Genomic DNA, 20,321 nt, shown 5'->3' with positions numbered 1-20,321 from the left:
CCGACGGGAACCAGTGCTTCCGGGTTCTCGAAGGGAACTCAAATTACGCCGAGAGCGGAGTAAACCTCGTTCGACAGGGCGACCGTACGAGGGTCGGCATTGCACTTGGTGGCGTCGAAATAGTTCATCACGTACGCGTATCCGATCCGGTGCTCCAGGTCGACGAAGGCGAACGAACCGCCCGACCCGCCGTGCCCGAAGATGCCGGTGTTGGGTCCGGCGACCCCGCGCTGGTTGAGCATGTAACCCAGACCCCAGCCGTGATCGGCGACCCGCGCACCCAACACCACGTCGGCGTCGAAACCGCCCTGCGAGACCCGGCAGCGCTCCATGTGCTCCCGGGTGAGCAACTTCTCCTGGGCCAGTGCGTTGTAGACGGTCGCCATGCCGAGTGCCGAGACGTGTGCGTTGGTGCTCGGGAATTCCGCTGCGCGCCACGCGTCCAGAGCTTGCACGCCCAGTTCGTCATCGGGCACGAAGTCCATCGACACCGCCCAGCCGGCCATCGGATGGTCGGCAAGCGAGGCCGGCGGTCCGTCGACGTGGTTGTCGGCCAGCAGGCTGCGTACCGACGGCTTGTTCACCATCTCGGCGCACCGGTGATGCTGCCAGGCGGGCAAACCGATGTGGATATCGGCGCCCAACGGTTCGGCGACCTCGGTGCGCAGGTACTGACCGATGGTGCGGCCGGTTACCCGGCGCACCACCTCGCCGAGGATGAACCCGAACGTCACCACCTGATAGCCCTGCGCGCTGCCCGGCGGCCACCACGGAGTCGCGGCCGCGATCCGGGCGCACACCGCGTCCCAGTCGGTCACCTGCCGCCAGTCCATCGGTTCGCGCGGACCGATCACACCCGAGCGATGGCCCAGCACCATCGCGACGGTGATGTTCTGCTTTCCGGCCTGGCCGAACTCGGGCCAGTACCGCGCGATCGGTGCATCCAGATCGATCTCACCGCGGTCGGCCAACAGGTGGATGCAGGTGCTCAACAACCCCTTGGATCCCGAGTACACGCTGGCCAGGGTGTCCTGCTGCCATGGCCGGCTGCCTGCGGCATCGGCCGATCCGCCCCACAGGTTGACCACCAGATCGCCCTCAACCCAGACCGCGACAGCGGCGCCGACCTCATTGTGGTGGGCGAAGTTGTCCGCGAAGGCATCGCGCACCCGGGCGAATTCCGGTGCGCAGGTGCCTGCGATCAGGGTCGTAGCGGGCATTCGTCTCCTGCACAAGTGCGGTGGCTTTTACGGCAGCGGTGCGCGTGGTTGTCTGCTTGCGCTGCCATCTTCAAGATCGGTCGACGGTCCGCACCTGTTACTCACGGTAGGCGGATGGCAACCTTGGAGCATCCCTGCGGCACAGATCGCAAGCCGTTCGAGACGGGGTCGTGATGGTCGGTGCCGCTTCTCGACCCTGCGAGCCGCTGCGCGCCGATTTCTACCCCAGGGTCGCAGATTGCGCGTGGTGACGACCCTCAGGTGGAAATCGACGAGGGGAAGTTCTGGCTGGGTGTCATCGTCTGCGCAGGTACGCCAGGCCCGGACCTTGTAACTCGGCAGCGACCGCACCGACCCGTCCCGTCATCGCCAGCAGCAGGGCCTCGCCCGGTCCGTGGATCTCGGTCCCGCGGCCGGCCGACCAGTCGACGTCGGTGGCGATCAGCCGCAGACCGCGGGTCCGCCGGGCCCCGCCGATGACCGGGCTGTGACGGGCAAACGTCAGGGATGCCAGCAGCGCGGCGGCTGGGATGGTGCGGGGCCGTCCGAGCGGGCGCCGGATGTCCTGCTGGTGGACGAGGCACTCGATGAGCGCCACCCGGCAGCCGTAGAGGGCGCCCACGCCCGACGGATCCGCGCCGGCCCGCATCAGGGTGCACAGTTCGTCAGGTCCGAGCCCCGCCCCGGCCCGCAGGGCGCGGTCGTTGATCCGGTCCACCTGACCTCGTGCGGCCAGCATCGCGGCGGTGAGTCCCAGCCGGGTCTGCCCGAGATAGGCGACGGTGTGGGCGGCGACGTCGCGGACAGTCCAGCCTGCGCACAACGTCGCAGCTTTCCATTCGTGCGGGGCCAAACCTTCCAGCAGATCGGCGAATTCCTCACGTTCCCGACGGGCTAGCGCGCGGTAGTTCATTCGCTTCTCCGTCGCTCGTAAACCCGAGTCAGTCAACAGAATCTAAACAGGCGCCGGGGCGAACTCGTCCCGCGCCAGGTGACCTTTACGCAAAAGGAGGCTCCGCCGATCCTGGGAGGGATCGGCGGAGCCCAGGTGCCCTGCTTCAGTGACCGACGGGCGTGCCACGTCGGCCCGAAAGGCCGGTGTAGACCGCGATCAGCACGATGGCCACCACGACGCCCACGACGAACGGGATGATCTGGAACCCGCCGTTCGCGTTGCTGTATCCGAAGGCCGAAGTGATCCAGGAGCCGAGCAGGGCTCCGGCGATCCCGAGCAAAACGGTCATGAGTGTGCTCAAGTTCTGCCTACCGGGCATGATGAGTCGCGCAAGGACGCCGATAATCGCGCCGACGACGATTGCGCTGATAATTGCTCCGATCATCTCGCTGCCTTTCGTTCAAGCCGACTTCCTTTTCGTCGGTGTGATGTACACCACTGTCCTCCGAAATTCGGTTGTCGGCCCGCGCCGAGATGTAGTCGATACCCAGCAGTCGCCTACCCGTCGGTAAACCGGTCGGGCCCGTCGGGTCCGAAACCGCACGTAGACCGCTATGACCGCGCGATAATCGGCCTCGTGTCCGTTGCGCTCTGGGTGCTTGCCGCGGTGTTCGCCATCGGGGCCGTCGCCGGTGGGTTGCTGCGGATTCGTGCCTGGCTCGCCAAGCCCGTGCCACCCGAAGTGATCGAGGCTGCGCACCGTGATGACGACAAAGACGACTAGCGCCGTGAGGATGGCCCTCGTCGGTGCGTTCGCGGCCGGGGCTGTAGCGATCGGGTATCCGGTCGCTCATGCGGATCGAGTCGAACCACCGCCGCTGTACGGGCACTACAACCTGTTCATCGACTTCTCGAAGCAGACGTTCAACGGTATGTCGACACCGATGAATCCGATGACGGTGCCCGTCGAATTCACCACCGACTGCGACGTGAACGGATGCGTTGCGCGCATGGACAATTCGGACGATCACGCTCGCAACCCGGGTGCCCCGGTGGCATATGAGTACCGCTGGAACGGCAACCGCTGGGAGACGAGCGGTGAGTATCCCTACTTCTGCGATCGCAGTGACCCGAACAGCGCAGTGCAGGCCCGGCGCTCGGATCACTGGATCCCGAACCCGGACGGCAGTTTCTTCGGAGAACGCACCCTCATCACCGAGGGACCCGGTTGCCCCGGTGAGGGACCAGGTACCCATCGGCTGCCGATATCGCTGACACCGATCGAGGCACCGTGACCGGTGCTCCCACAAACAAAAAACCGCCCCATCGGGGCGGTTCAATGGAGCGGGCGACGGGAATCGAACCCGCGTAGCTAGTTTGGAAGACTAGGGCTCTACCATTGAGCTACGCCCGCATGTGCAGCATCAGCACTGTACCGGGGTGCCCCCGATCAAATCCAATTGGAGGCTTCCCGTGTCGAGGCCGTAGTATCTCGCGTGGTCCTTTTGCAGGTTGTCGCCCGCGGATCGACCACGCATTACGGGGTGTAGCGCAGCTTGGTAGCGCATCCGCTTTGGGAGCGGAAGGCCGCAGGTTCAAATCCTGTCACCCCGACCATCCGGCAAGAGCCTGACCTCGGCTCCCGATCCGATCCCAAGCAATCGAGTGATTCAGTGTCAGCCCTGCCTGCCGTGGCGGTGATGTAGATGCCCGGCTCGGGCGGGCCTCCGGCCCGCGGTGTCGGCTATTCCTTGCTGGCCAGCGGGCTGTTCGGAGTGATCTTCTACCTCTCGGGCGTGGTCGACGCCTCGCCGGAGGCGGTGTTCGGCTGGCGCATGCTCACCATGACGGCCTGCTACGGCCTCGTGCTGATCAGCCCGGCCGGCCGCCGCTCACTCGCCGAGGTGTGGCGCACCCTCACCCGGGCCTGGTGGATGCCGATGATCTTCGCCACGACGAGCTTCCTGGTTTCCGCGCAGATGTGGCTGTTCAGCTGGGCTCCCGTGCACGGGCATGCCCTCGACGCGTCACTGGGCTACCTGCTGTTGCCGATCGTTCTCGTACTTGTGGGTCGGTTCGGCTTCAAGGAGTCGGTGTCGGGTTTGCAGTGGATGGCGGCCGCCCTGGCGCTGGCCGCGGTGGCGTTGAAAGTGGTTGCCACCAGCGCGGTTTCGTGGGTCACGTTCGCGGTGTGCATCGGGTACGCGCTGTACTTCGGGGTGCGGCGCCGCCTGGGCCTGGACAGCTCCGCTGCGTTCGGTCTCGAGGTTGCGCTGACGGTTCCGGTGTCGGTGCTGCTCATCGTCGTCTGCCGCGGTGCGTCCTCGTGGAGCGGTTACGCGGCCGTGGCGGCGGTAGGGCTCGCGGGAACGGTGGCGATGGCGGCGTACGTCGCCGCCTCGACCCTGCTGAGCATGCCGGTCTTCGGGCTGTTGACCTACGTCGAACCGGTGCTGCTCTTCGGGGTGGCATTGGTGCTCGGTGAGCGGCTGACCGGGCTCGACGTGGTGGTGTACGCACTGCTCGCGGTCGCGCTGACCGTCCTGGCCGTCGGTGGCTTCCGGACCACCGGCCGTAAACCGGCCGTACCCCTGGACGGTAACGACGGTAACGAGGAAGGATGCCGATTACTGGGGGTTGCGCCGAGTCAACTACCCTGGTCGCGAACTACGGGCGTCGTTCGAGAGACCACATCCTGTCTCCCCGACGCGACCGCCGGTACGACAAAGACATCCAGAGAAAGATATCTAGGAGCACAAGAGTGAAGAGCACGGTTGAGCAGTTGAGCCCCACCCGGGTGCGCATCAATGTGGAGGTGCCCTTCACCGAGCTTGAGCCCGATTTCGATCGCGCGTTCAAGGCGCTGGCCCAGCAGGTCCGCCTGCCCGGATTCCGTCCGGGCAAGGCCCCGCGCAAGTTGCTGGAGGCCCGTGTCGGCCGCGGCGCGGTGCTGGAGCAGGTCGTCAACGACGCGCTGCCGAGCCGCTACAGCGAGGCCGTCACGGCCTCCGACGTCAAGCCGCTGGGTCAGCCCGAGATCGAGGTGACCAAGTTGGAAGACGGCCAGGAACTGGCGTTCACCGCTGAGGTCGACGTGCGTCCCGAGATCACCCTGCCCGAGTTCGACGCGCTCAAGATCACCGTCGACCCGATCCAGGTCGAGGACGACGAGGTCGACGCCGAGCTGCAGTCGCTGCGGGCCCGTTTCGGCACCCTGACCGGCGTCGAGCGTGGTGCGCAGGAAGGCGACTTCGTCTCGATCGACCTGTCGGCCACCGTCGACGGCACCGAGGTGCCCGAGGCCGCCACCGAGGGCCTGTCGCACGAGGTCGGTTCCGGTCAGCTGATCGAGGGCCTCGACGATGCGATCACCGGTCTGAAGGTCGGCGAGTCCAAGGTCTTCACCACCAAGCTGGCCGCCGGTGAGTACGCCGGCCAGGACGCCGACGTGACGGTGACCGTGAAGTCGGTCAAGGAGCGTGAGCTGCCCGAGGCCGACGACGACTTCGCCCAGCTGGCAAGCGAATTCGACACCATCGGCGAGCTCAAGGAGAGCCTCACCGACCAGGTCAAGCGGGTCAAGAGCGTGCAGCAGGCCGAGCAGATCCGCGACAAGGCGATCGAGGCGCTGCTTGAGCAGACCGAGGTTCCGTTGCCGGAGAAGATCGTTCAGGCCCAGATCGACGACGCGCTGCACAACGCGATCCACGGTCTCGACCACGACGAGGACAAGTTCGCCGAGCAGCTGACCGAACAGGGCAGCAGCCGTGAGGAATTCGACGCCGACAACAAGACGAACGCCGAAAAGGCCGTCAAGACCCAGCTTTTGATGGACGCCGTCGCCGACAAGCTCGACATCCAGGTCGGCCAGAACGACCTCACCGAGCGTCTGGTGCTGATGTCACGTCAGTACGGCATCGAGCCCCAGCAGCTGATCCAGATCCTGCAGCAGAACAACCAGCTGCCGGCCATGTTCGCCGACGTGCGTCGCGGCCTGACCATCGCCGCTGTGGTGCACGCCGCCACCGTGACCGACACCGACGGCACCGTGATCGACACCACGGAGTTCTTCGGCCCGGCCGAGGCTGCACAGGCCGAGGGCGAGCAGGACGACGAGTCGGCCGCTGAGTCCGCCGAAACCGACACTGACGCCGCTGAATGACGCTGTGAGCGAACGCGCCCCCGTACGGGAGTGCGTGATGCCCCAGTTTCGTTAGTGTCGTCAGTACCAACGCGTGAGAGAAAGCAGGTATCCAGTCGTGACTGACATGCGTTCGAACGGGAGCGGGTTCAGCCTCGTCGACTCCGTCTATGAGCGCTTGCTTGCCGAGCGCATCATCTTCCTGGGTTCCCAAGTGGACGACGACATCGCCAACAAGCTGTGCGCGCAGATCCTGTTGCTGTCGGCGGAGGATCCGACCAAGGACATCCACCTCTACATCAACTCGCCGGGCGGCTCGATCAGCGCCGGGATGGCCATCTACGACACGATGGTCCTGGCCCCCTGCGATGTCGCCACCTACGCGATGGGCATGGCGGCCTCGATGGGTGAATTCCTGCTCGCCGCGGGCACCAAGGGCAAGCGTCACGCCCTGCCGCACGCCCGGGTCCTGATGCACCAGCCACTCGGTGGCGTCACCGGCAGTGCCGCGGACATCGCCATCCAGGCCGAGCAGTTCCACGTCATCAAGAAGGAAATGTTCCGGCTCAACGCGGAGTTCACCGGCAAGTCCGTCGAGCAGATCGAGGCCGACTCCGACCGTGACCGCTGGTTCACCGCGCAGGAGGCTCTGGAGTACGGCTTCGTCGACCACATCATCACCAGCGCCAACCTCAATGGTTCGGGCCCGACGGCAGGACTGGACAAGTGACCGATCGCATTCATCCGTCATTGGACCCCCGCGTGCAGCCGCAGGCTCGCTACATCCTGCCGTCGTTCATCGAGCACAGCAGCTTCGGTGTCAAGGAATCCAACCCGTACAACAAGCTGTTCGAGGAACGCATCATCTTCCTCGGCGTGCAGGTGGACGACGCGTCGGCCAACGACATCATGGCCCAGCTGCTCGTGCTGGAGTCGCTGGATCCCGACCGTGACATCACGATGTACATCAACTCGCCCGGTGGCTCGTTCACCTCGTTGATGGCGATCTACGACACCATGCAGTACGTGCGTGCCGACATCCAGACGGTGTGCCTCGGTCAGGCCGCCTCGGCCGCCGCGGTGCTGCTGGCCGCGGGTACCCCGGGTAAGCGTCTGGCCCTGCCCAACGCCCGGGTGCTGATCCACCAGCCGTCGCTGGGCGGGGTGATCCAGGGGCAGTTCTCGGACCTGGAGATCCAGGCCGCAGAGATCGAGCGGATGCGCACCCTGATGGAGACCACCCTGGCCCGCCACACCGGCAAGGATCCCGAGCAGGTCCGCAAGGACACCGACCGGGACAAGATCCTCACCGCCGAGCAGGCCAAGGAATACGGGATCATCGACACCGTGCTGGAGTACCGCAAGCTGTCCGCGCAGGCCTAGCGCCACCCTTTCGGTGACAACGTCCCGCCTGACGACACACGCCCTGCCCGGTCACTCCGGTGCGGGGCGTGCGTCGTCAGGGCAGCGGCGGGAACCGTGTTGACCTGCGTTTACGCCGGCCTCCGAGAGGCGCCCGGTATCGTTGACCACGATAAATGCCGGGCTAGGACCGCGGCGCTGGACTATTCGTCGGTGTTCCCCAACGACACGCCAGGGACACGGTCAGCGCGCCGACGGGTGACGAGCGGCCAGGAGAGATATGTTCTCCTGCACACGAACAAATACCACCGGAGCGATTCGGCCTTATCGGTCGCACCGCGACGGAACGAACGGGTAGCGTCGGGTTTACGCCCGAGGTAACCGAGCAAGTGGCGTGACGACCGACCTGCGAACAGGAAGTAGGACCTCCCCATATGGCGCGCATCGGAGACGGCGGTGACCTGCTGAAGTGCTCGTTCTGCGGCAAGAGCCAGAAGCAAGTCAAAAAGCTCATTGCGGGTCCGGGCGTGTACATCTGCGACGAGTGCATAGACCTGTGCAACGAGATCATCGAGGAGGAACTCGCCGACGCTGACGACGTCAAGCTCGACGAGCTGCCCAAACCGGCTGAGATCCGGGACTTCCTCGAGGGCTACGTCATCGGTCAGGACACGGCGAAGCGCACGCTGGCCGTGGCCGTCTACAACCACTACAAGCGGATCCAGGCGCAGGAGAAGTCCCGTGACTCCCGGTCCGAGCCCGTCGAGCTGACCAAGTCCAACATCCTGATGCTGGGTCCCACCGGTTGCGGTAAGACCTACCTGGCCCAGACGCTGGCCAAGATGCTCAACGTGCCGTTCGCCATCGCCGACGCCACCGCGCTGACCGAAGCCGGGTATGTGGGCGAGGATGTCGAGAACATTCTGCTCAAGCTGATTCAGGCCGCCGACTACGACGTCAAGCGCGCCGAGACCGGCATCATCTACATCGACGAGGTCGACAAGATCGCCCGTAAGAGCGAGAACCCGTCGATCACCCGCGATGTCTCCGGGGAAGGCGTGCAGCAGGCCCTGCTGAAGATCCTGGAGGGCACCCAGGCCTCGGTTCCGCCGCAGGGCGGGCGTAAGCATCCGCACCAGGAATTCATCCAGATCGACACCACCAACGTGTTGTTCATCGTTGCGGGTGCGTTCGCCGGCCTGGAGAAGATCGTGTCCGACCGTGTCGGCAAGCGCGGCTTGGGCTTCGGTGCCGAGGTGCGGTCCAAGGCCGAGATCGACACCCAGGACCACTTCGCCGAGGTCATGCCCGAGGACCTGATCAAGTTCGGTCTGATCCCCGAGTTCATCGGCCGTCTGCCGGTCGTCGCCTCGGTGACCAACCTGGACAAGGAATCCCTGGTCAAGATCCTCTCGGAGCCCAAGAACGCGCTGGTCAAGCAGTATGTCCGCTTGTTCGAGATGGACGGCGTCGAGCTGGAGTTCACCGACGAGGCCTTGGAGGCCATCGCCGATCAGGCCATCCACCGCGGCACCGGTGCCCGCGGCCTGCGCGCCATCATGGAGGAAGTCCTGCTGCCGGTGATGTACGACATCCCCAGCCGCGACGACGTCGCCAAGGTGGTCGTCACGAAGGAGACCGTGCAGGACAACGTGCTGCCGACCATCGTGCCGCGTAAGCCGTCGCGTTCGGAGCGCCGCGACAAGACCGCATAAGTCCCTTCGTCGAGATAGCACTCAGGGTCGTGATCCCAGCCGGATCACGACCCTGAGTGCATTTTCGAGGAGTTCTCAGCGGGTGACGCGATCGGGGCGGGTGTAGACGTTCATCGAGTCGCCGCGCAGGAAGGCCACCAGGGTCAGCCCCGATTGGCTGGCCAGATCGACCGCGAGCGAGGACGGCGCCGAGACGGCGGCCAGGATCGGGATGCCCGCCATCACCGCCTTCTGGGTGAGCTCGAACGAGGCCCGTCCACTCACCAGAAGCACTGTGCCGCTTGACGGAACCCGGTTGTGCTCCAGCGCCCAACCGATGACCTTGTCGACGGCGTTGTGTCTGCCGATGTCCTCACGGACGACGAGCATGGTGCCGTCGACGGTGAACAGCGCCGCCGCGTGCAGGCCGCCGGTGCTGGCGAACACCTTCTGGGCCTCGCGCAGTGTCGCGGGCATCGCCGAGAGCACCGGCGCAGGGACTGTGGACGGGTCATCACCCGGGCAGTGCCTGCTGCTCAGCCGCACCGCCTCCAGCGATGCCTTGCCGCACACCCCGCATGACGAGGTGGTGTAGAAGTTGCGGGTCACGTCGACCTCGGGCTTGGGCACATCCTGGGCCAAGGTCGCGTCCAAGACGTTGTAGGTATTGACCCCGTCTTCGTCGGCACCCCGGCAGTAGCGCACCGACACCAGGTCCTCGCGCTGTCGGATCAACCCCTCGGTCAGCAGAAACCCTTGGGCCAATTCGACATCGGCGCCGGGTGTCCGCATCGTGACGGTGATGGGAGTGCCGTCGACCCGGATCTCCAGCGGTTCCTCGACCACCAGGGTTTCCGGCCGGGCTTCGGCCGTCGCGCCGGTGACGTGGTGGGCGCGACGCCGGGCGGTCACCCGGCCCACTAGACCTTCTCCAACCGGATGACGACGGCCTTCGATACCGGTGTGTTCGATTTCTCGGCCGTGTGATCAAGCGGGACCAGGGGATTGGTCTCCGGGTAGTAGGCGGCGGCGTTGCCCCTCGGGGTGGAGTACTCGATGATCAGGAAGTCCTTCGCGCGGCGCTCCTGCCCGTCGAACTCCGACACGAGATCCACCCGGTTTCCGGCGGCCAAGCCCATGGCCTGGAGGTCGGCGGGGTTGACGAACACCACCCGGCGGCCACCCTTCACACCGCGGTAGCGGTCGTCCAGGCCGTAGATGGTGGTGTTGTACTGGTCGTGGCTGCGCAGGGTCTGCAACACCAGGCGGCCCTGCGGTACCTGCACCCATTCCAGCGGCTGCACCGAGAAGTTGGCTTTACCTGTGGTGGTGCGGAATTCGCGGGAATCGCGCGGCGGGTGGGGCAACTGGAATCCATCGGGCTGACGCACCTTGCGGTTGTAGTCCTCGCAGCCGGGCACCACATCGGCGATGGCATCACGGATGCGGTCGTAGTCGCCGTTGAACTGCTCCCACGGCACCGGGTGCTCCGGGCCCAGCAGTTCGCGGGCCAGCTGACAGACGATCGCGACCTCGCTGCGCAGGTGCTCGCTCGGCGGGGTCAGGCTGCCGCGGGACAGGTGCACCATCGACATCGAATCCTCGACGGACACCATCTGTTTTCCGCCGGCCTGGAAATCCTTGTCGGTGCGGCCCAGCGTGGGCAGGATGAGCGCGGTGCGGCCGTGGACCAGGTGACTGCGGTTCAGCTTCGTCGAAATCTGAACGGTCAGAGCGCAACTGCGTAGTCCGGCCTCGGTGACCTCGGTGTCGGGGGTGGCCGAGACGAAGTTGCCGCCCATTCCGATGAACACCTTGGCGCGGCCGTCGCGCATCGCGCGGATCGCATCGACGGTGTCGTAGCCGGGCTTGCGGGGGCTGCAGATGCCGAACCTGCCGTCCAGCGCAGCCAGAAACTTCTCGGGCATCTTCTCCCAGATGCCCATGGTGCGGTCGCCCTGCACGTTGGAGTGCCCGCGCACCGGACACACTCCGGCGCCCGGCTTGCCGATCATGCCCCGCATGAACAGCAGGTTGGTGGCCTCACCGATGGTGGCCACGGCGTGGCGGTGCTGGGTCAGGCCCATCGCCCAGCAGATCACCGTGCGCTGCGAGGCGATCAGCATGTCGGCGACCCGGCGCAGTTGAGTCTCGTCGATACCGCTGGCCTCGGTCACGGTGGCGAGGTCGACCGCGCGGGTCTGCCGGGCGTAGTCGTCGAAGCCTGCGCAATGGGCGTCGATGAAGTCCCGGTCCAACACCGTGCCCGGCGCTGCCTCCTCGGCTTCGAGTAGCAACCGGCCCAGGCCGGCGAACAGAGCCATGTCGCCACCGAGGCGGATCTGGACGAATTCGTCGGCGATCGGGATTCCGTGCCCGACCACACCGTGCACCTTCTGCGGGTCCTTGAACCGGATCAGGCCGGCCTCGGGCAGAGGGTTGATCGCAACGATCTTGGCGCCGTTGGCTTTTGCCTTCTCCAGGACCGACAGCATGCGGGGGTGGTTGGTGCCGGGATTCTGCCCGGCGATCAGGATCAGATCGGCCTCGGTGACGTCCTCGACCGTGACCGAGCCTTTACCGATGCCGATCGACTCGGTCAGTGCCGTGCCCGAGGATTCGTGACACATGTTCGAGCAGTCCGGCAGGTTGTTGGTGCCGAAGCTGCGGACCATCAGTTGGTAGAGGAACGCCGCTTCGTTGCTGGTGCGCCCGGACGTGTAGAACAGCGCCTCGTCCGGAGTGGCCAGCGCATTGAGATGTTCGGCGATCAACCGGTAGGCGTCGTCCCACTCGATGGGCCGGTAGTGCGACTCGCCGGGCGCGAGCACCATCGGCTGGGCGAGTCGGCCCTGCTGGGACAGCCAGTACTCGGGTTTGGTCTCGAGTTCGGCGATGGTGTGCCGGGCGAAAAACTCCGGCGTCACCACCCGCTTGGTGGCTTCCTCGGCGACCGCCTTCGCGCCGTTCTCGCAGAACTCGGCCAGCTTGCGGCCACCGTGCTCCTCGGGCCACGCACAGCCCGGGCAGTCGAACCCGTGACGCTGATTGAGCTTGGTCAACGCGGCGGCGGTGCGCAGCGGACCCATCTGCTCGAACCCGCGCTGCATGCTGACCAGGACTGCCTTGACGCCGGCGGCCTCGTCTTTGGCGCCGGTGCTGATGACGTGGTGCTCGTCGTAATCGGCATCGATGTCCCTGGCGCTGGTCATGAACCCAATCTAGTCCCCGAAAACCGCCGGACCCGCCGCTTGGCGGGCCTCCATATTCGATATTTCACATGCAGTGATAGATGCTTTCTATCGAACGGCGAAGAATGCGGGGAGCCATGGCGAGCGATGTGCTGCTACAGCAGCTCGACTACCTGCTGGCGCTCGCGACCGAGCGGCATTTCGGCCGGGCGGCCGCACGATGTCACGTGAGTCAACCGACGCTGTCGGTGGCGATCCAGCGACTCGAGCGCGAGCTGGGCATTGTCATCGTGCAGCGGGGACAGCGGTTCGAAGGGTTCACCGAAGAGGGGCAGCGGGTCGTGACGTGGGCCCAGCGGATCGTCGCGGAACGCGATGACATGCTCGCCGACATCGACCGGATGCGCGGACGGTTGACCGTCACGGCCCGGATCGGTGCGATACCGACGGCGGTGCCGACGGGTCCGTTCATCACCACGGAGTTTCTGCGCCGCAATCCGGCGGCGTCGGTGCGCTTCGAGGCCTTGTCATCCCGCGAGATCGCCCGGCGGCTGGCCGATTTCGAGATCGACGCCGGGTTGACGTATCTCGACGACGAAGCCCCGCCCGGTACGCGGTCGGTGGAGATGTACCGGGAGTGCTATGTCCTGGTGGCACCGGCCGATCATGCGTTGATGAGTCAGCCGGAGATCGCGTGGGCGGACGCAGCTGGTCTGCAGCTCTGCGTACTGACCACCACGATGCGCAACCGGCGCATCCTCGATGCCAACATGGCCGCCGAAGGGGTGCGGTATCGGCCTGTGGTGGAGGCGGATTCGGTCGACGCGCTGTACGCGCACCTGACGAACTCGCCGCGCGCGACCATCGCCTCCACTGCATGGTTACCCCAGCTGGGAGTGCCTCCGGGTTTCGCCGCGAGGCCGATGGTGCAGCACGGTCCGCGCCCGGCGATCGGACTCGTGGTGCTCGACCGTGCGCCCGCCTCGATCGTGGCCGCGGCGCTCGTCGAGGTGGCCGCCGATCTCGACCTCGGGAGTCGCCTCGACGGCGGGTGGGAGGAGACGGGGCAGACGGGCGCCGGGCCCGTGTAGGCCGCTGTGGAGCCTGCCGGCTCAGCCGGGCTCTGCGGTGGGGGCGGGTTGGGCCTTGACCGGAGGGGTGGCGGCAGGTGTGTCGGGTGCCGATGGCGGTACGGATTGGGTGACGGTCTCACCGAAGTGCATGGTGGGTTCGGCTGCGGGCACGGACATTTGGGGTGCGGTGTCGGTCTGGGTCGTTTCGAGGCCGACTACGGCCATGGCTGCTACTGCTGCAAATCCGGCGGTACAGAGGAGAAGCTTGATTCTCGAATCCATGCGCATTTCGCAATACCCTTCATCGTCACATCGGTTGCCTATGTGTTCTCCAATGCGCATCCGCCGCGGGGCATTCCATATCAGCGGGTGAGACCTGGGTCACATTTCGATCTCGGGTCGGGGACCGGGTGGGGCCGACGAGCGGGGCGACTGCTCTGACCGGGAGACTTCATCCATGCCACGAGAGCTAGCCGCCGGGGTGACCGTGCTCGGCAACCTCGCGATCGACATCATCAACGGGGCACCGCCGAGTCCGGGGGGATGCGCCTCGTTCGCCGGAGTGGCCCTGCAGGCCGCGGGCGGTCCCGGCCGGATCATCGCAATGGGTGCGGAACGTGATCACGTCCTGTTCGACGGGCTTCGTGCGCGGTTCGGCTCGCTGGTGCAGATCCTGCCCTCGGAGGAGACGAGTTCGTTCAGCCTCGACTACGACGACACCGATCACCGGCACATGGGCGTGCGGTCGATCGGGCCGGTGTGGACGGCCGCGGACATCGAGGTGGCCGATCCAGCGACGACGTGGGTGCACCTGGCTCCGTTGCTGCGCACCGATTTCCCGGCCGAGACGCTCGCTGCCCTGGCGGCACGTGGCCACCGGGTCGCCTATGACGGGCAAGGTCTGGTGCGGGCCGACCGATTGGGGCCGCTGGTCGAGGATCGTCACTTTGCCGCAGACCAGCTCGTCAACGTCGACATCCTCAAACTCGCCGAGGACGAGGCGGTGATCGTCGCCGACGGGGTGTTCGACGAATCGGCCGCAGAACGACTCGGTGTCGCGGAGATCCTGGTGACCTACGGCTCCGAGGGGTGTGACATCTATATCGACGGCGCCGTGCAACGGGTGCCGGCCGCCTGGCGGGTGCTGGATGTCCAGACCACGGGGGCGGGGGACATGTTCACCGCCTGTTACGTCGCACACCGCGCGGCGGGGCACGATCCGCATCGCGCCGCCGAGGCGGCGAGCGCACTCGTGGCGGGGGAGTTGGACAAGCGGGCGCACGCCGATCGTGGGTAGTTGGCCGCAGGGGTTAGACTCGACAGGTGTCAAGTTCGTGCTTGCCGGTGCTAGCGGAGAGCTACCGGCCAGTAGCCTTTTCCTTAGAGAATGACATTCTCCTAAACGTGACGAAAACCACAGTTTTGTCTCAAATGGGGCTTGTTCACGTCGGTGAACAGCATCTTCGTCGGGATCTCACCCGCGTGTCGGGGCCCAACGGGGTGAAGCGCAGCCTAAGAGCAGTGCAATAATCGGTACTGGTAGTGACATCAAAATTCGGTGGACGTTCGATCCGGCGGCAGGTTACGAGACAGCGGCCCGGAAAGACGTGGTCAAAGCAGTGTGAAAGGCGGTAGCCGTGGGTGAGAACGGCAACGGCAATGGCGCCGCGCCGCGGCAGAAGCTCGAGAAGGTCGTCATCCGCTTCGCCGGCGACTCCGGCGACGGTATGCAGCTGACCGGTGACCGCTTCACTTCTGAAGCTGCACTGTTCGGCAACGACTTGGCGACCCAGCCGAATTACCCGGCCGAGATCCGCGCGCCACAGGGCACCCTGCCCGGTGTGTCGTCGTTCCAGATCCAGATCGCCGACTACGACATCCTCACCGCCGGTGACCGCCCCGACGTGCTCGTGGCCATGAACCCCGCCGCGCTCAAGGCCAATGTCTCGGATCTGCCCCGCGGCGGTCTGATCATCGCCAACTCCGATGAATTCACCAAGCGCAACCTCGCCAAGGTCGGGTACGACAGCAATCCGCTAGAGGATGACACGTTGTCGGACTACGTGGTGACGTCCGTCGCGATGACGACGCTGACCCTGGGCGCCGTCGAGGCGATCGGCGCCACCAAGAAGGACGGCCAGCGCGCCAAGAACATGTTCGCCCTCGGTCTGCTGTCGTGGATGTACGGCCGCGAGCTCGAGCACAGCGAGGGGTTCATCCGCGAGAAGTTCTCCCGCAAGCCCGACGTGGCCGAGGCCAACGTCCTGGCCCTGAAGGCCGGCTGGAACTACGGCGAGACCACCGAGGCGTTCGCCACCACCTACGAGGTGTCGCCGGCGAAGCTCAAGTCCGGTGAATACCGCCAGATCTCGGGCAACACCGCGCTGGCCTACGGCATCGTGGCCGCCGGACACCTGGCCGAAATCCAGGTGGTGCTCGGCACCTACCCGATCACCCCGGCGTCGGACATCCTCCACGAGCTGTCCAAGCACAAGAACTTCAACGTCCTGACCTTCCAGGCCGAGGACGAGATCGCCGGCATCGGCGCCGCCATCGGCGCCTCCTACGGCGGTGCGCTGGGTGTCACCAGCACCTCGGGCCCGGGCGTCTCGCTCAAGTCCGAGGCGATCGGCCTGGCTGTGATGACTGAACTGCCGTTGCTCATCGTCGATGTGCAGCGCGGTGGCCCGTCGACGGGACTGCCGACCAAGACCGAGCAGGCCGACCTGCTGCAGGCGCTGTTCGGCCGCAACGGCGAGTCGCCGGTCGCGGTCTTGGCGCCGAAGTCGCCGTCGGACTGCTTCGACATCGCAGTAGAGGCCTCGCGGATCGCGATCGACTACCACACCCCGGTCATCATCCTGTCCGACGGTGCGATCGCCAACGGCTCTGAGCCCTGGCAGATCCCGGACATCAGCACCTACCCGGCGATCGAGCACAACTTCGCCAAGTCCGGCGAGCCCTTCGCGCCGTACGCCCGCGACCCCGAGACCCTGGCCCGCCAGTTCGCGGTGCCCGGTACCCCCGGTCTGGAGCACCGGATCGGCGGCCTTGAGGCCGCCAACGGTTCGGGCAACATTTCCTACGAGCCCAAGAACCACGACCTGATGGTGCGGTTGCGCCAGGAGAAGATCGCCGGCATCACGGTGCCCGATCTGGAGGTCGACGACCCCACGGGGGACGCCGAACTGCTGATGCTGGGCTGGGGGAGCAGCTACGGCCCCATCGGTGAGGCGTGCCGGCGCGCCCGGCGCAAGGGCATCAAGGTGGCCCAGGCCCATCTGCGCCACCTCAATCCCTTCCCGGCCAATCTCGGGGAGGTGCTGCGCCGCTACCCGAAGGTGGTGGTGCCGGAGATGAACCTCGGTCAGCTGGCGCTGCTGCTGCGCGGCAAGTACCTGGTCGACGTCCAGTCGGTGACCAAGGTGGAGGGCATGGCCTTCCTCGCCGACGAGGTCGAGGGCATCATCGATGCGGCGCTGGACGGCACGCTCGGTGAGAAGGAAGCGGACAAGGCCAAGTTCGCGAGGCTGGCGGCAGCCACCATCGAGGAACCAACTGAGTCGAATGCTGTGGGAGCGAACGCATGACTGACCTGATCGGCGCAGACCTGGGGCTGACAGATGCTCTGACCAAGAACGCCCTGGTGCCCACCACCGACCAGCCGCAGAAGGGCAAGGACTTCACCAGTGACCAGGAGGTCCGCTGGTGCCCCGGTTGCGGTGACTACGTCATCCTCAACACCATCCGCAACTTCCTGCCGGAGTTGGGCCTCAAGCGCGAGAACATCGCGTTCATCAGCGGAATCGGCTGCTCCAGCCGATTCCCGTACTACCTGGAGACCTACGGGTTCCACTCGATCCACGGGCGCGCCCCGACCATCGCGACCGGCCTGGCGCTGGCCCGTCCTGACCTGTCGGTGTGGGTCGTCACCGGCGACGGTGACTCGCTGTCGATCGGTGGTAACCACCTGATCCACGCGTTGCGCCGCAACATCAACATCACGATCCTGCTGTTCAACAACCGGATCTACGGCTTGACCAAGGGGCAGTACTCGCCGACCTCGGAGGTCGGCAAGGTCACCAAGTCCACTCCGATGGGCTCCCTGGACTACCCGTTCAACCCGGTATCGCTGGCACTGGGCGCCGAGGCCACGTTCGTCGGCCGCGCTCTGGACTCCGACCGCAAGGGCCTGTCCGAGGTGCTGCGCGGCGCGGCCGAGCACCGCGGTGCCGCGCTGGTGGAGATCATGCAGGATTGCCCGATCTTCAACGACGGATCGTTCGACGCGCTGCGCAAGGAAGGCGCCGAGGAGCGGCTGATCAACGTCAGCCACGGTGAGCCGATCAAGTTCGGCACCGATGGCGAGTACTGCGTGGTCAAGTCCGGGTACGGCCTCGAGGTCGCCAAGACGGCCGAGGTCGCAGCCGAGGACATCGTGGTCCACAACGCCGAGATCGACGATCCCGCTTACGCTTTCGCACTGTCGCGCTTGAGCGAGCAGAACCTCGATCACATGGTGATGGGCATCTTCCGGAAGGTCAGCCGACCCACCTACGACGACGCCGCGCGTCAGCAGGTCAACACGGCCATCGAATCCAAGCCCCATGACACCGCAGCTCTGCAATCCTTGCTGCGTGGCAAAGACACCTGGACTGTCGACTGATCGGACTGACCTCGTCGACCGACACGAACTGAGCACAGCCCCGCTCGCCGCGGTAGTTCTGGCGGGCGGGGCTTCGCGCCGTATGGGGCGCGACAAGGCGACGCTGCCGTTCGACGGCTCGACGATGGTCGAGCATGTGATCGCCGCCGTGAGTAGGCGGTGTTCACCGGTGTTTGTGATCGCCGCGCCCGGCCAGCCGCTGCCCGAATTGAGCGCCGAGGTGTTGCGCGACGAGGTGCGCGGGGTCGGACCGCTGGTGGCGACGGGCCGTGGGTTGCGGGCCGTCGCCGAGGCCGGCCTGGACCACGCGTTCGTCTGCGCGGTCGACATGCCGTATCTGACGACCGACCTGATCGACGTCCTGGCCGCCTCCGCCGAGCGGGTACCCGCCGACATCGTGCTGCCCTGGGACGGCAGGACTCACTACCTGGCGGGGGTCTACCGCAGTGCGCTTACCTCGAAGATCTCCGCCCTGGTGCACGACGGCCGGCGCAGCATGCGGGTGCTGGCCGAGTCCGTCGACACGCAGCAGATCGTGATGGCACCGCAGCGCGCGCTCACCAATGTCAACACCGCGGGCGACCTGGCCGGAGCCTGAAACTAATGGTCGGATACGGCGCAGCAAATTGCGAATTCGCACTGTAACTCGACGCAATTTACCGTTTCGAGATAATTGACCGGTTATTCAACCGTATTCGGGCCTCCAGGGGCCGGGTCAATTCAGGAAACGTCATCAGCAGGTGAACGCCAGGCTGGAGCGAAAGTTGCTGGTGTTCAATAGAATCCATCGTTCTGCGTAGCGCGGAAACTTCTCCCGTTATTCGCTCCGGCATGTGTTCAGTCTGTCTAAATTTGTACTAAAAGACTCCTGACCGCTCAGTTTGTCGGAGGCGGCCGACTCTGGGCCGCGCCCCAGAGTTGGCCGAGTGGACTGACGATTCTGCTGGTGTCAGCGAAAAGTCTTGTAGTTCATTAGTTTTGACCCACCAGTTACCATCCGGACGGCCCTCGGGCGCGCTGCGGTTCGGCCCGGTTGCGCTGACATGCGGGCGCGATATCCCTTGTGCACCAGGGTGATCCGACGTGCGACCGGGTAGTGAGAGTTCTGCGTCTGCAGCGAACAGAATCGCTCGGCGAAGCGTTGGATGACACTCGTCGATGGCATCTACCTGCACATTTGTTGTCTCAGGCGTTGTTTGCTCGCGATGTCGGACCCGAAACAAGTGGGCCAGTTCACAAAAAATGCGTGATCTGCCTCACGTTCTGTTTGCGTCGATCACGAAACGGTAACGACGGCCATCCCGCGCTGACCTGCACAAACGATTCGTTCAGTGTCTCGTTATCTGTCCGTGATATTTCCGCGATCGCTTCTACATCGAGATGACTTCTGTTCGAGACCTTTGTACGGTCCAAAGCGTCTCCGACACGGAGCAAATAATTTCAACACCAAGAACCTGCGTGTGAGTGGGGCCGCGGTGGCGATTACGCCCGATGCGGGGGCCTGGGTCTGATCCCGGGCCGGGCACTGTGGCCCTCCCTTTCGTGCCTGACCGAGACGGCGCGAACCAACCCTTCCGGCCTGGATTCAGGCTGCCGCACCCGCCTTGCGCGGGTGTTGATGGTGCGCGCTTGGCGAGAGGAATCAAGTGAAGAACATCCGCAAGACGTTTGGGCTGGGCATCATCGCCGGAGCGCTCGCTGTCGCTCCCATGGCACTGGGTGCCGGTACCGCCAATGCGGACAGCGTCAACTGGGACGCCGTCGCCGCCTGCGAGTCGGGTGGCAACTGGGCGATCAACACCGGTAACGGGTACTACGGTGGCCTGCAGTTCAACATGGGCACCTGGCGCGCCAACGGTGGTTCCGGTTCGCCGCATCAGGCTTCGCGCTCGGAGCAGATCCGGGTCGCCGAGAACGTCCTGCGCAGCCAGGGCATCGGCGCGTGGCCGGTGTGCGGCAAGCGCGGCTAATACGCGCTACCGACAACTTGATATGGAGCGGTGGGGGGGGGGGGGGGGGGCCCCCCGCCGCGGTGGGTAAAGAGAAGCACCCGCAGAACACCGAGCGCCACACCCTGAA

Annotated in this window: 18 protein-coding genes, 2 tRNA genes and 1 pseudogene; 14 read left to right on the top strand and 7 right to left on the bottom strand. The window is 65.5% G+C overall.

The window, feature by feature from the left end; all coding sequences use genetic code 11:
* Window positions 1-38: 38 nt before the first annotated feature.
* The 3 genes from AB0876_RS26100 to AB0876_RS26090 form a co-directional block, all read right to left on the bottom strand.
* Window positions 39-1,220, bottom strand: coding sequence for a serine hydrolase domain-containing protein (locus AB0876_RS26100; RefSeq protein ID WP_526043295.1), 1,182 nt, complete (start codon window positions 1,218-1,220; stop codon window positions 39-41).
* 295 nt (window positions 1,221-1,515) lie between these two features.
* Window positions 1,516-2,133, bottom strand: a complete 618-nt coding sequence (locus AB0876_RS26095; protein WP_526043294.1) for a maleylpyruvate isomerase family mycothiol-dependent enzyme — start codon at window positions 2,131-2,133, stop codon at window positions 1,516-1,518.
* A gap of 145 nt (window positions 2,134-2,278) precedes the next feature.
* Window positions 2,279-2,560 (bottom strand): GlsB/YeaQ/YmgE family stress response membrane protein, encoded by a 282-nt coding sequence (locus AB0876_RS26090; RefSeq protein WP_039380771.1) that lies wholly within the window; start codon window positions 2,558-2,560, stop codon window positions 2,279-2,281.
* 192 nt (window positions 2,561-2,752) lie between these two features.
* Here AB0876_RS26090 and AB0876_RS26085 point away from each other — a divergent pair, with 192 nt between their 5' ends.
* Together AB0876_RS26085 and AB0876_RS26080 are read left to right on the top strand one after the other, a co-directional pair.
* Window positions 2,753-2,899 carry a hypothetical protein gene (locus tag AB0876_RS26085; protein WP_088304406.1) on the top strand — a complete coding sequence of 49 codons (147 nt, stop codon included), beginning with the start codon at window positions 2,753-2,755 and terminating at the stop codon, window positions 2,897-2,899.
* A 10-nt stretch (window positions 2,900-2,909) separates the two neighbouring features.
* Window positions 2,910-3,410 carry an MBOE_33420 family protein gene (locus AB0876_RS26080; protein WP_526043293.1) on the top strand — a complete coding sequence of 167 codons (501 nt, stop codon included), beginning with the start codon at window positions 2,910-2,912 and terminating at the stop codon, window positions 3,408-3,410.
* Window positions 3,411-3,455: 45 nt separating this feature from the next.
* On the opposite strand, the gene AB0876_RS26075 is transcribed toward AB0876_RS26080, so the two are convergent.
* A tRNA-Gly gene (locus AB0876_RS26075) sits at window positions 3,456-3,529 on the bottom strand.
* Window positions 3,530-3,655: 126 nt separating this feature from the next.
* On the opposite strand from AB0876_RS26075, the gene AB0876_RS26070 reads away from it, so the two are divergent.
* From AB0876_RS26070 to clpX, 6 genes are all read left to right on the top strand, one after another.
* Window positions 3,656-3,732, top strand: a tRNA-Pro gene (locus tag AB0876_RS26070).
* An 89-nt stretch (window positions 3,733-3,821) separates the two neighbouring features.
* The gene (locus tag AB0876_RS26065) at window positions 3,822-4,880 is read left to right on the top strand and encodes an EamA family transporter (protein ID WP_526043292.1); all 1,059 of its coding nucleotides are present in this window, start codon (window positions 3,822-3,824) and stop codon (window positions 4,878-4,880) included.
* Window positions 4,877-6,277, top strand: a complete 1,401-nt coding sequence (tig, locus tag AB0876_RS26060) for a trigger factor (RefSeq protein WP_491841240.1) — start codon at window positions 4,877-4,879, stop codon at window positions 6,275-6,277. The genes AB0876_RS26065 and tig overlap by 4 nt, the downstream gene beginning before the upstream one ends.
* Before the next feature lie 106 nt (window positions 6,278-6,383).
* Entirely contained in the window at window positions 6,384-6,986 is a 603-nt protein-coding gene (locus tag AB0876_RS26055; protein ID WP_019345228.1) for an ATP-dependent Clp protease proteolytic subunit, read from the top strand.
* Window positions 6,987-7,006: 20 nt separating this feature from the next.
* A complete protein-coding gene (gene clpP2, locus AB0876_RS26050) occupies window positions 7,007-7,639 on the top strand; it encodes an ATP-dependent CLP protease proteolytic subunit ClpP2 (protein ID WP_491841401.1) in 633 nt (210 codons plus the stop codon).
* Window positions 7,640-8,052: 413 nt separating this feature from the next.
* Window positions 8,053-9,333 (top strand): ATP-dependent Clp protease ATP-binding subunit ClpX, encoded by a 1,281-nt coding sequence (gene clpX / locus AB0876_RS26045; protein ID WP_055115613.1) that lies wholly within the window; start codon window positions 8,053-8,055, stop codon window positions 9,331-9,333.
* A 75-nt stretch (window positions 9,334-9,408) separates the two neighbouring features.
* On the opposite strand, the gene fdhD is transcribed toward clpX, so the two are convergent.
* Together fdhD and AB0876_RS26035 are read right to left on the bottom strand one after the other, a co-directional pair.
* Window positions 9,409-10,233, bottom strand: a complete 825-nt coding sequence (fdhD, locus tag AB0876_RS26040; RefSeq protein WP_526043291.1) for a formate dehydrogenase accessory sulfurtransferase FdhD — start codon at window positions 10,231-10,233, stop codon at window positions 9,409-9,411.
* On the bottom strand, window positions 10,233-12,524 hold the full coding sequence (locus AB0876_RS26035; RefSeq protein ID WP_526043290.1) for an FdhF/YdeP family oxidoreductase: 2,292 nt from the start codon (window positions 12,522-12,524) through the stop codon (window positions 10,233-10,235). The genes fdhD and AB0876_RS26035 overlap by 1 nt, the downstream gene beginning before the upstream one ends.
* Before the next feature lie 116 nt (window positions 12,525-12,640).
* Here AB0876_RS26035 and AB0876_RS26030 point away from each other — a divergent pair, with 116 nt between their 5' ends.
* Window positions 12,641-13,594 (top strand): LysR family transcriptional regulator, encoded by a 954-nt coding sequence (locus AB0876_RS26030; RefSeq protein WP_491841243.1) that lies wholly within the window; start codon window positions 12,641-12,643, stop codon window positions 13,592-13,594.
* Window positions 13,595-13,615: 21 nt separating this feature from the next.
* On the opposite strand, the gene AB0876_RS26025 is transcribed toward AB0876_RS26030, so the two are convergent.
* The gene (locus AB0876_RS26025) at window positions 13,616-13,801 is read right to left on the bottom strand and encodes a hypothetical protein (protein WP_526043289.1); all 186 of its coding nucleotides are present in this window, start codon (window positions 13,799-13,801) and stop codon (window positions 13,616-13,618) included.
* A 256-nt stretch (window positions 13,802-14,057) separates the two neighbouring features.
* On the opposite strand from AB0876_RS26025, the gene AB0876_RS26020 reads away from it, so the two are divergent.
* The 5 genes and pseudogenes from AB0876_RS26020 to AB0876_RS26000 form a co-directional block, all read left to right on the top strand.
* Window positions 14,058-14,873 carry a PfkB family carbohydrate kinase gene (locus AB0876_RS26020; protein WP_526043443.1) on the top strand — a complete coding sequence of 272 codons (816 nt, stop codon included), beginning with the start codon at window positions 14,058-14,060 and terminating at the stop codon, window positions 14,871-14,873.
* Window positions 14,874-15,213: 340 nt separating this feature from the next.
* A complete protein-coding gene (locus AB0876_RS26015) occupies window positions 15,214-17,166 on the top strand; it encodes a 2-oxoacid:acceptor oxidoreductase subunit alpha (RefSeq protein WP_491841245.1) in 1,953 nt (650 codons plus the stop codon).
* Window positions 17,163-18,242 (top strand): 2-oxoacid:ferredoxin oxidoreductase subunit beta, encoded by a 1,080-nt coding sequence (locus tag AB0876_RS26010; RefSeq protein ID WP_055115600.1) that lies wholly within the window; start codon window positions 17,163-17,165, stop codon window positions 18,240-18,242. The genes AB0876_RS26015 and AB0876_RS26010 overlap by 4 nt, the downstream gene beginning before the upstream one ends.
* Window positions 18,243-18,270: 28 nt before the next feature.
* Window positions 18,271-18,840, top strand: a complete 570-nt coding sequence (gene mobA, locus AB0876_RS26005; RefSeq protein WP_526043442.1) for a molybdenum cofactor guanylyltransferase — start codon at window positions 18,271-18,273, stop codon at window positions 18,838-18,840.
* 1,138 nt (window positions 18,841-19,978) lie between these two features.
* Window positions 19,979-20,212 (top strand): annotated as a pseudogene (locus tag AB0876_RS26000) (transglycosylase family protein); the annotation flags it as partial.
* Window positions 20,213-20,321 lie beyond the last annotated feature (109 nt).

Origin of the sequence: Mycobacterium sp. NPDC049093, from assembly GCF_040704635.1 — a bacterium.
GTDB lineage: Bacteria > Actinomycetota > Actinomycetes > Mycobacteriales > Mycobacteriaceae > Mycobacterium.
The sequence above is the reverse complement of the archived record's forward strand: the minus strand, read 5'-3'. Positions and strand labels throughout refer to the sequence as shown.

Excerpts from the sequence above, each read along its gene's own strand:
- AB0876_RS26100 (WP_526043295.1), bottom strand. The coding sequence starts at position 1,220 with ATGCCCGCTACGACCCTGATCGCAGGCACCTGCGCACCGGAATTCGCC.
- AB0876_RS26095 (WP_526043294.1), bottom strand. The coding sequence starts at position 2,133 with ATGAACTACCGCGCGCTAGCCCGTCGGGAACGTGAGGAATTCGCCGAT.
- AB0876_RS26090 (WP_039380771.1), bottom strand. The coding sequence starts at position 2,560 with ATGATCGGAGCAATTATCAGCGCAATCGTCGTCGGCGCGATTATCGGC.
- AB0876_RS26080 (WP_526043293.1), top strand. The coding sequence starts at position 2,910 with ATGGCCCTCGTCGGTGCGTTCGCGGCCGGGGCTGTAGCGATCGGGTAT.
- AB0876_RS26065 (WP_526043292.1), top strand. The coding sequence starts at position 3,822 with ATGCCCGGCTCGGGCGGGCCTCCGGCCCGCGGTGTCGGCTATTCCTTG.
- AB0876_RS26055 (WP_019345228.1), top strand. The coding sequence starts at position 6,384 with ATGCGTTCGAACGGGAGCGGGTTCAGCCTCGTCGACTCCGTCTATGAG.
- clpX (WP_055115613.1), top strand. The coding sequence starts at position 8,053 with ATGGCGCGCATCGGAGACGGCGGTGACCTGCTGAAGTGCTCGTTCTGC.
- AB0876_RS26035 (WP_526043290.1), bottom strand. The coding sequence starts at position 12,524 with ATGACCAGCGCCAGGGACATCGATGCCGATTACGACGAGCACCACGTC.
- AB0876_RS26030 (WP_491841243.1), top strand. The coding sequence starts at position 12,641 with ATGGCGAGCGATGTGCTGCTACAGCAGCTCGACTACCTGCTGGCGCTC.
- AB0876_RS26025 (WP_526043289.1), bottom strand. The coding sequence starts at position 13,801 with ATGGCCGTAGTCGGCCTCGAAACGACCCAGACCGACACCGCACCCCAA.
- AB0876_RS26010 (WP_055115600.1), top strand. The coding sequence starts at position 17,163 with ATGACTGACCTGATCGGCGCAGACCTGGGGCTGACAGATGCTCTGACC.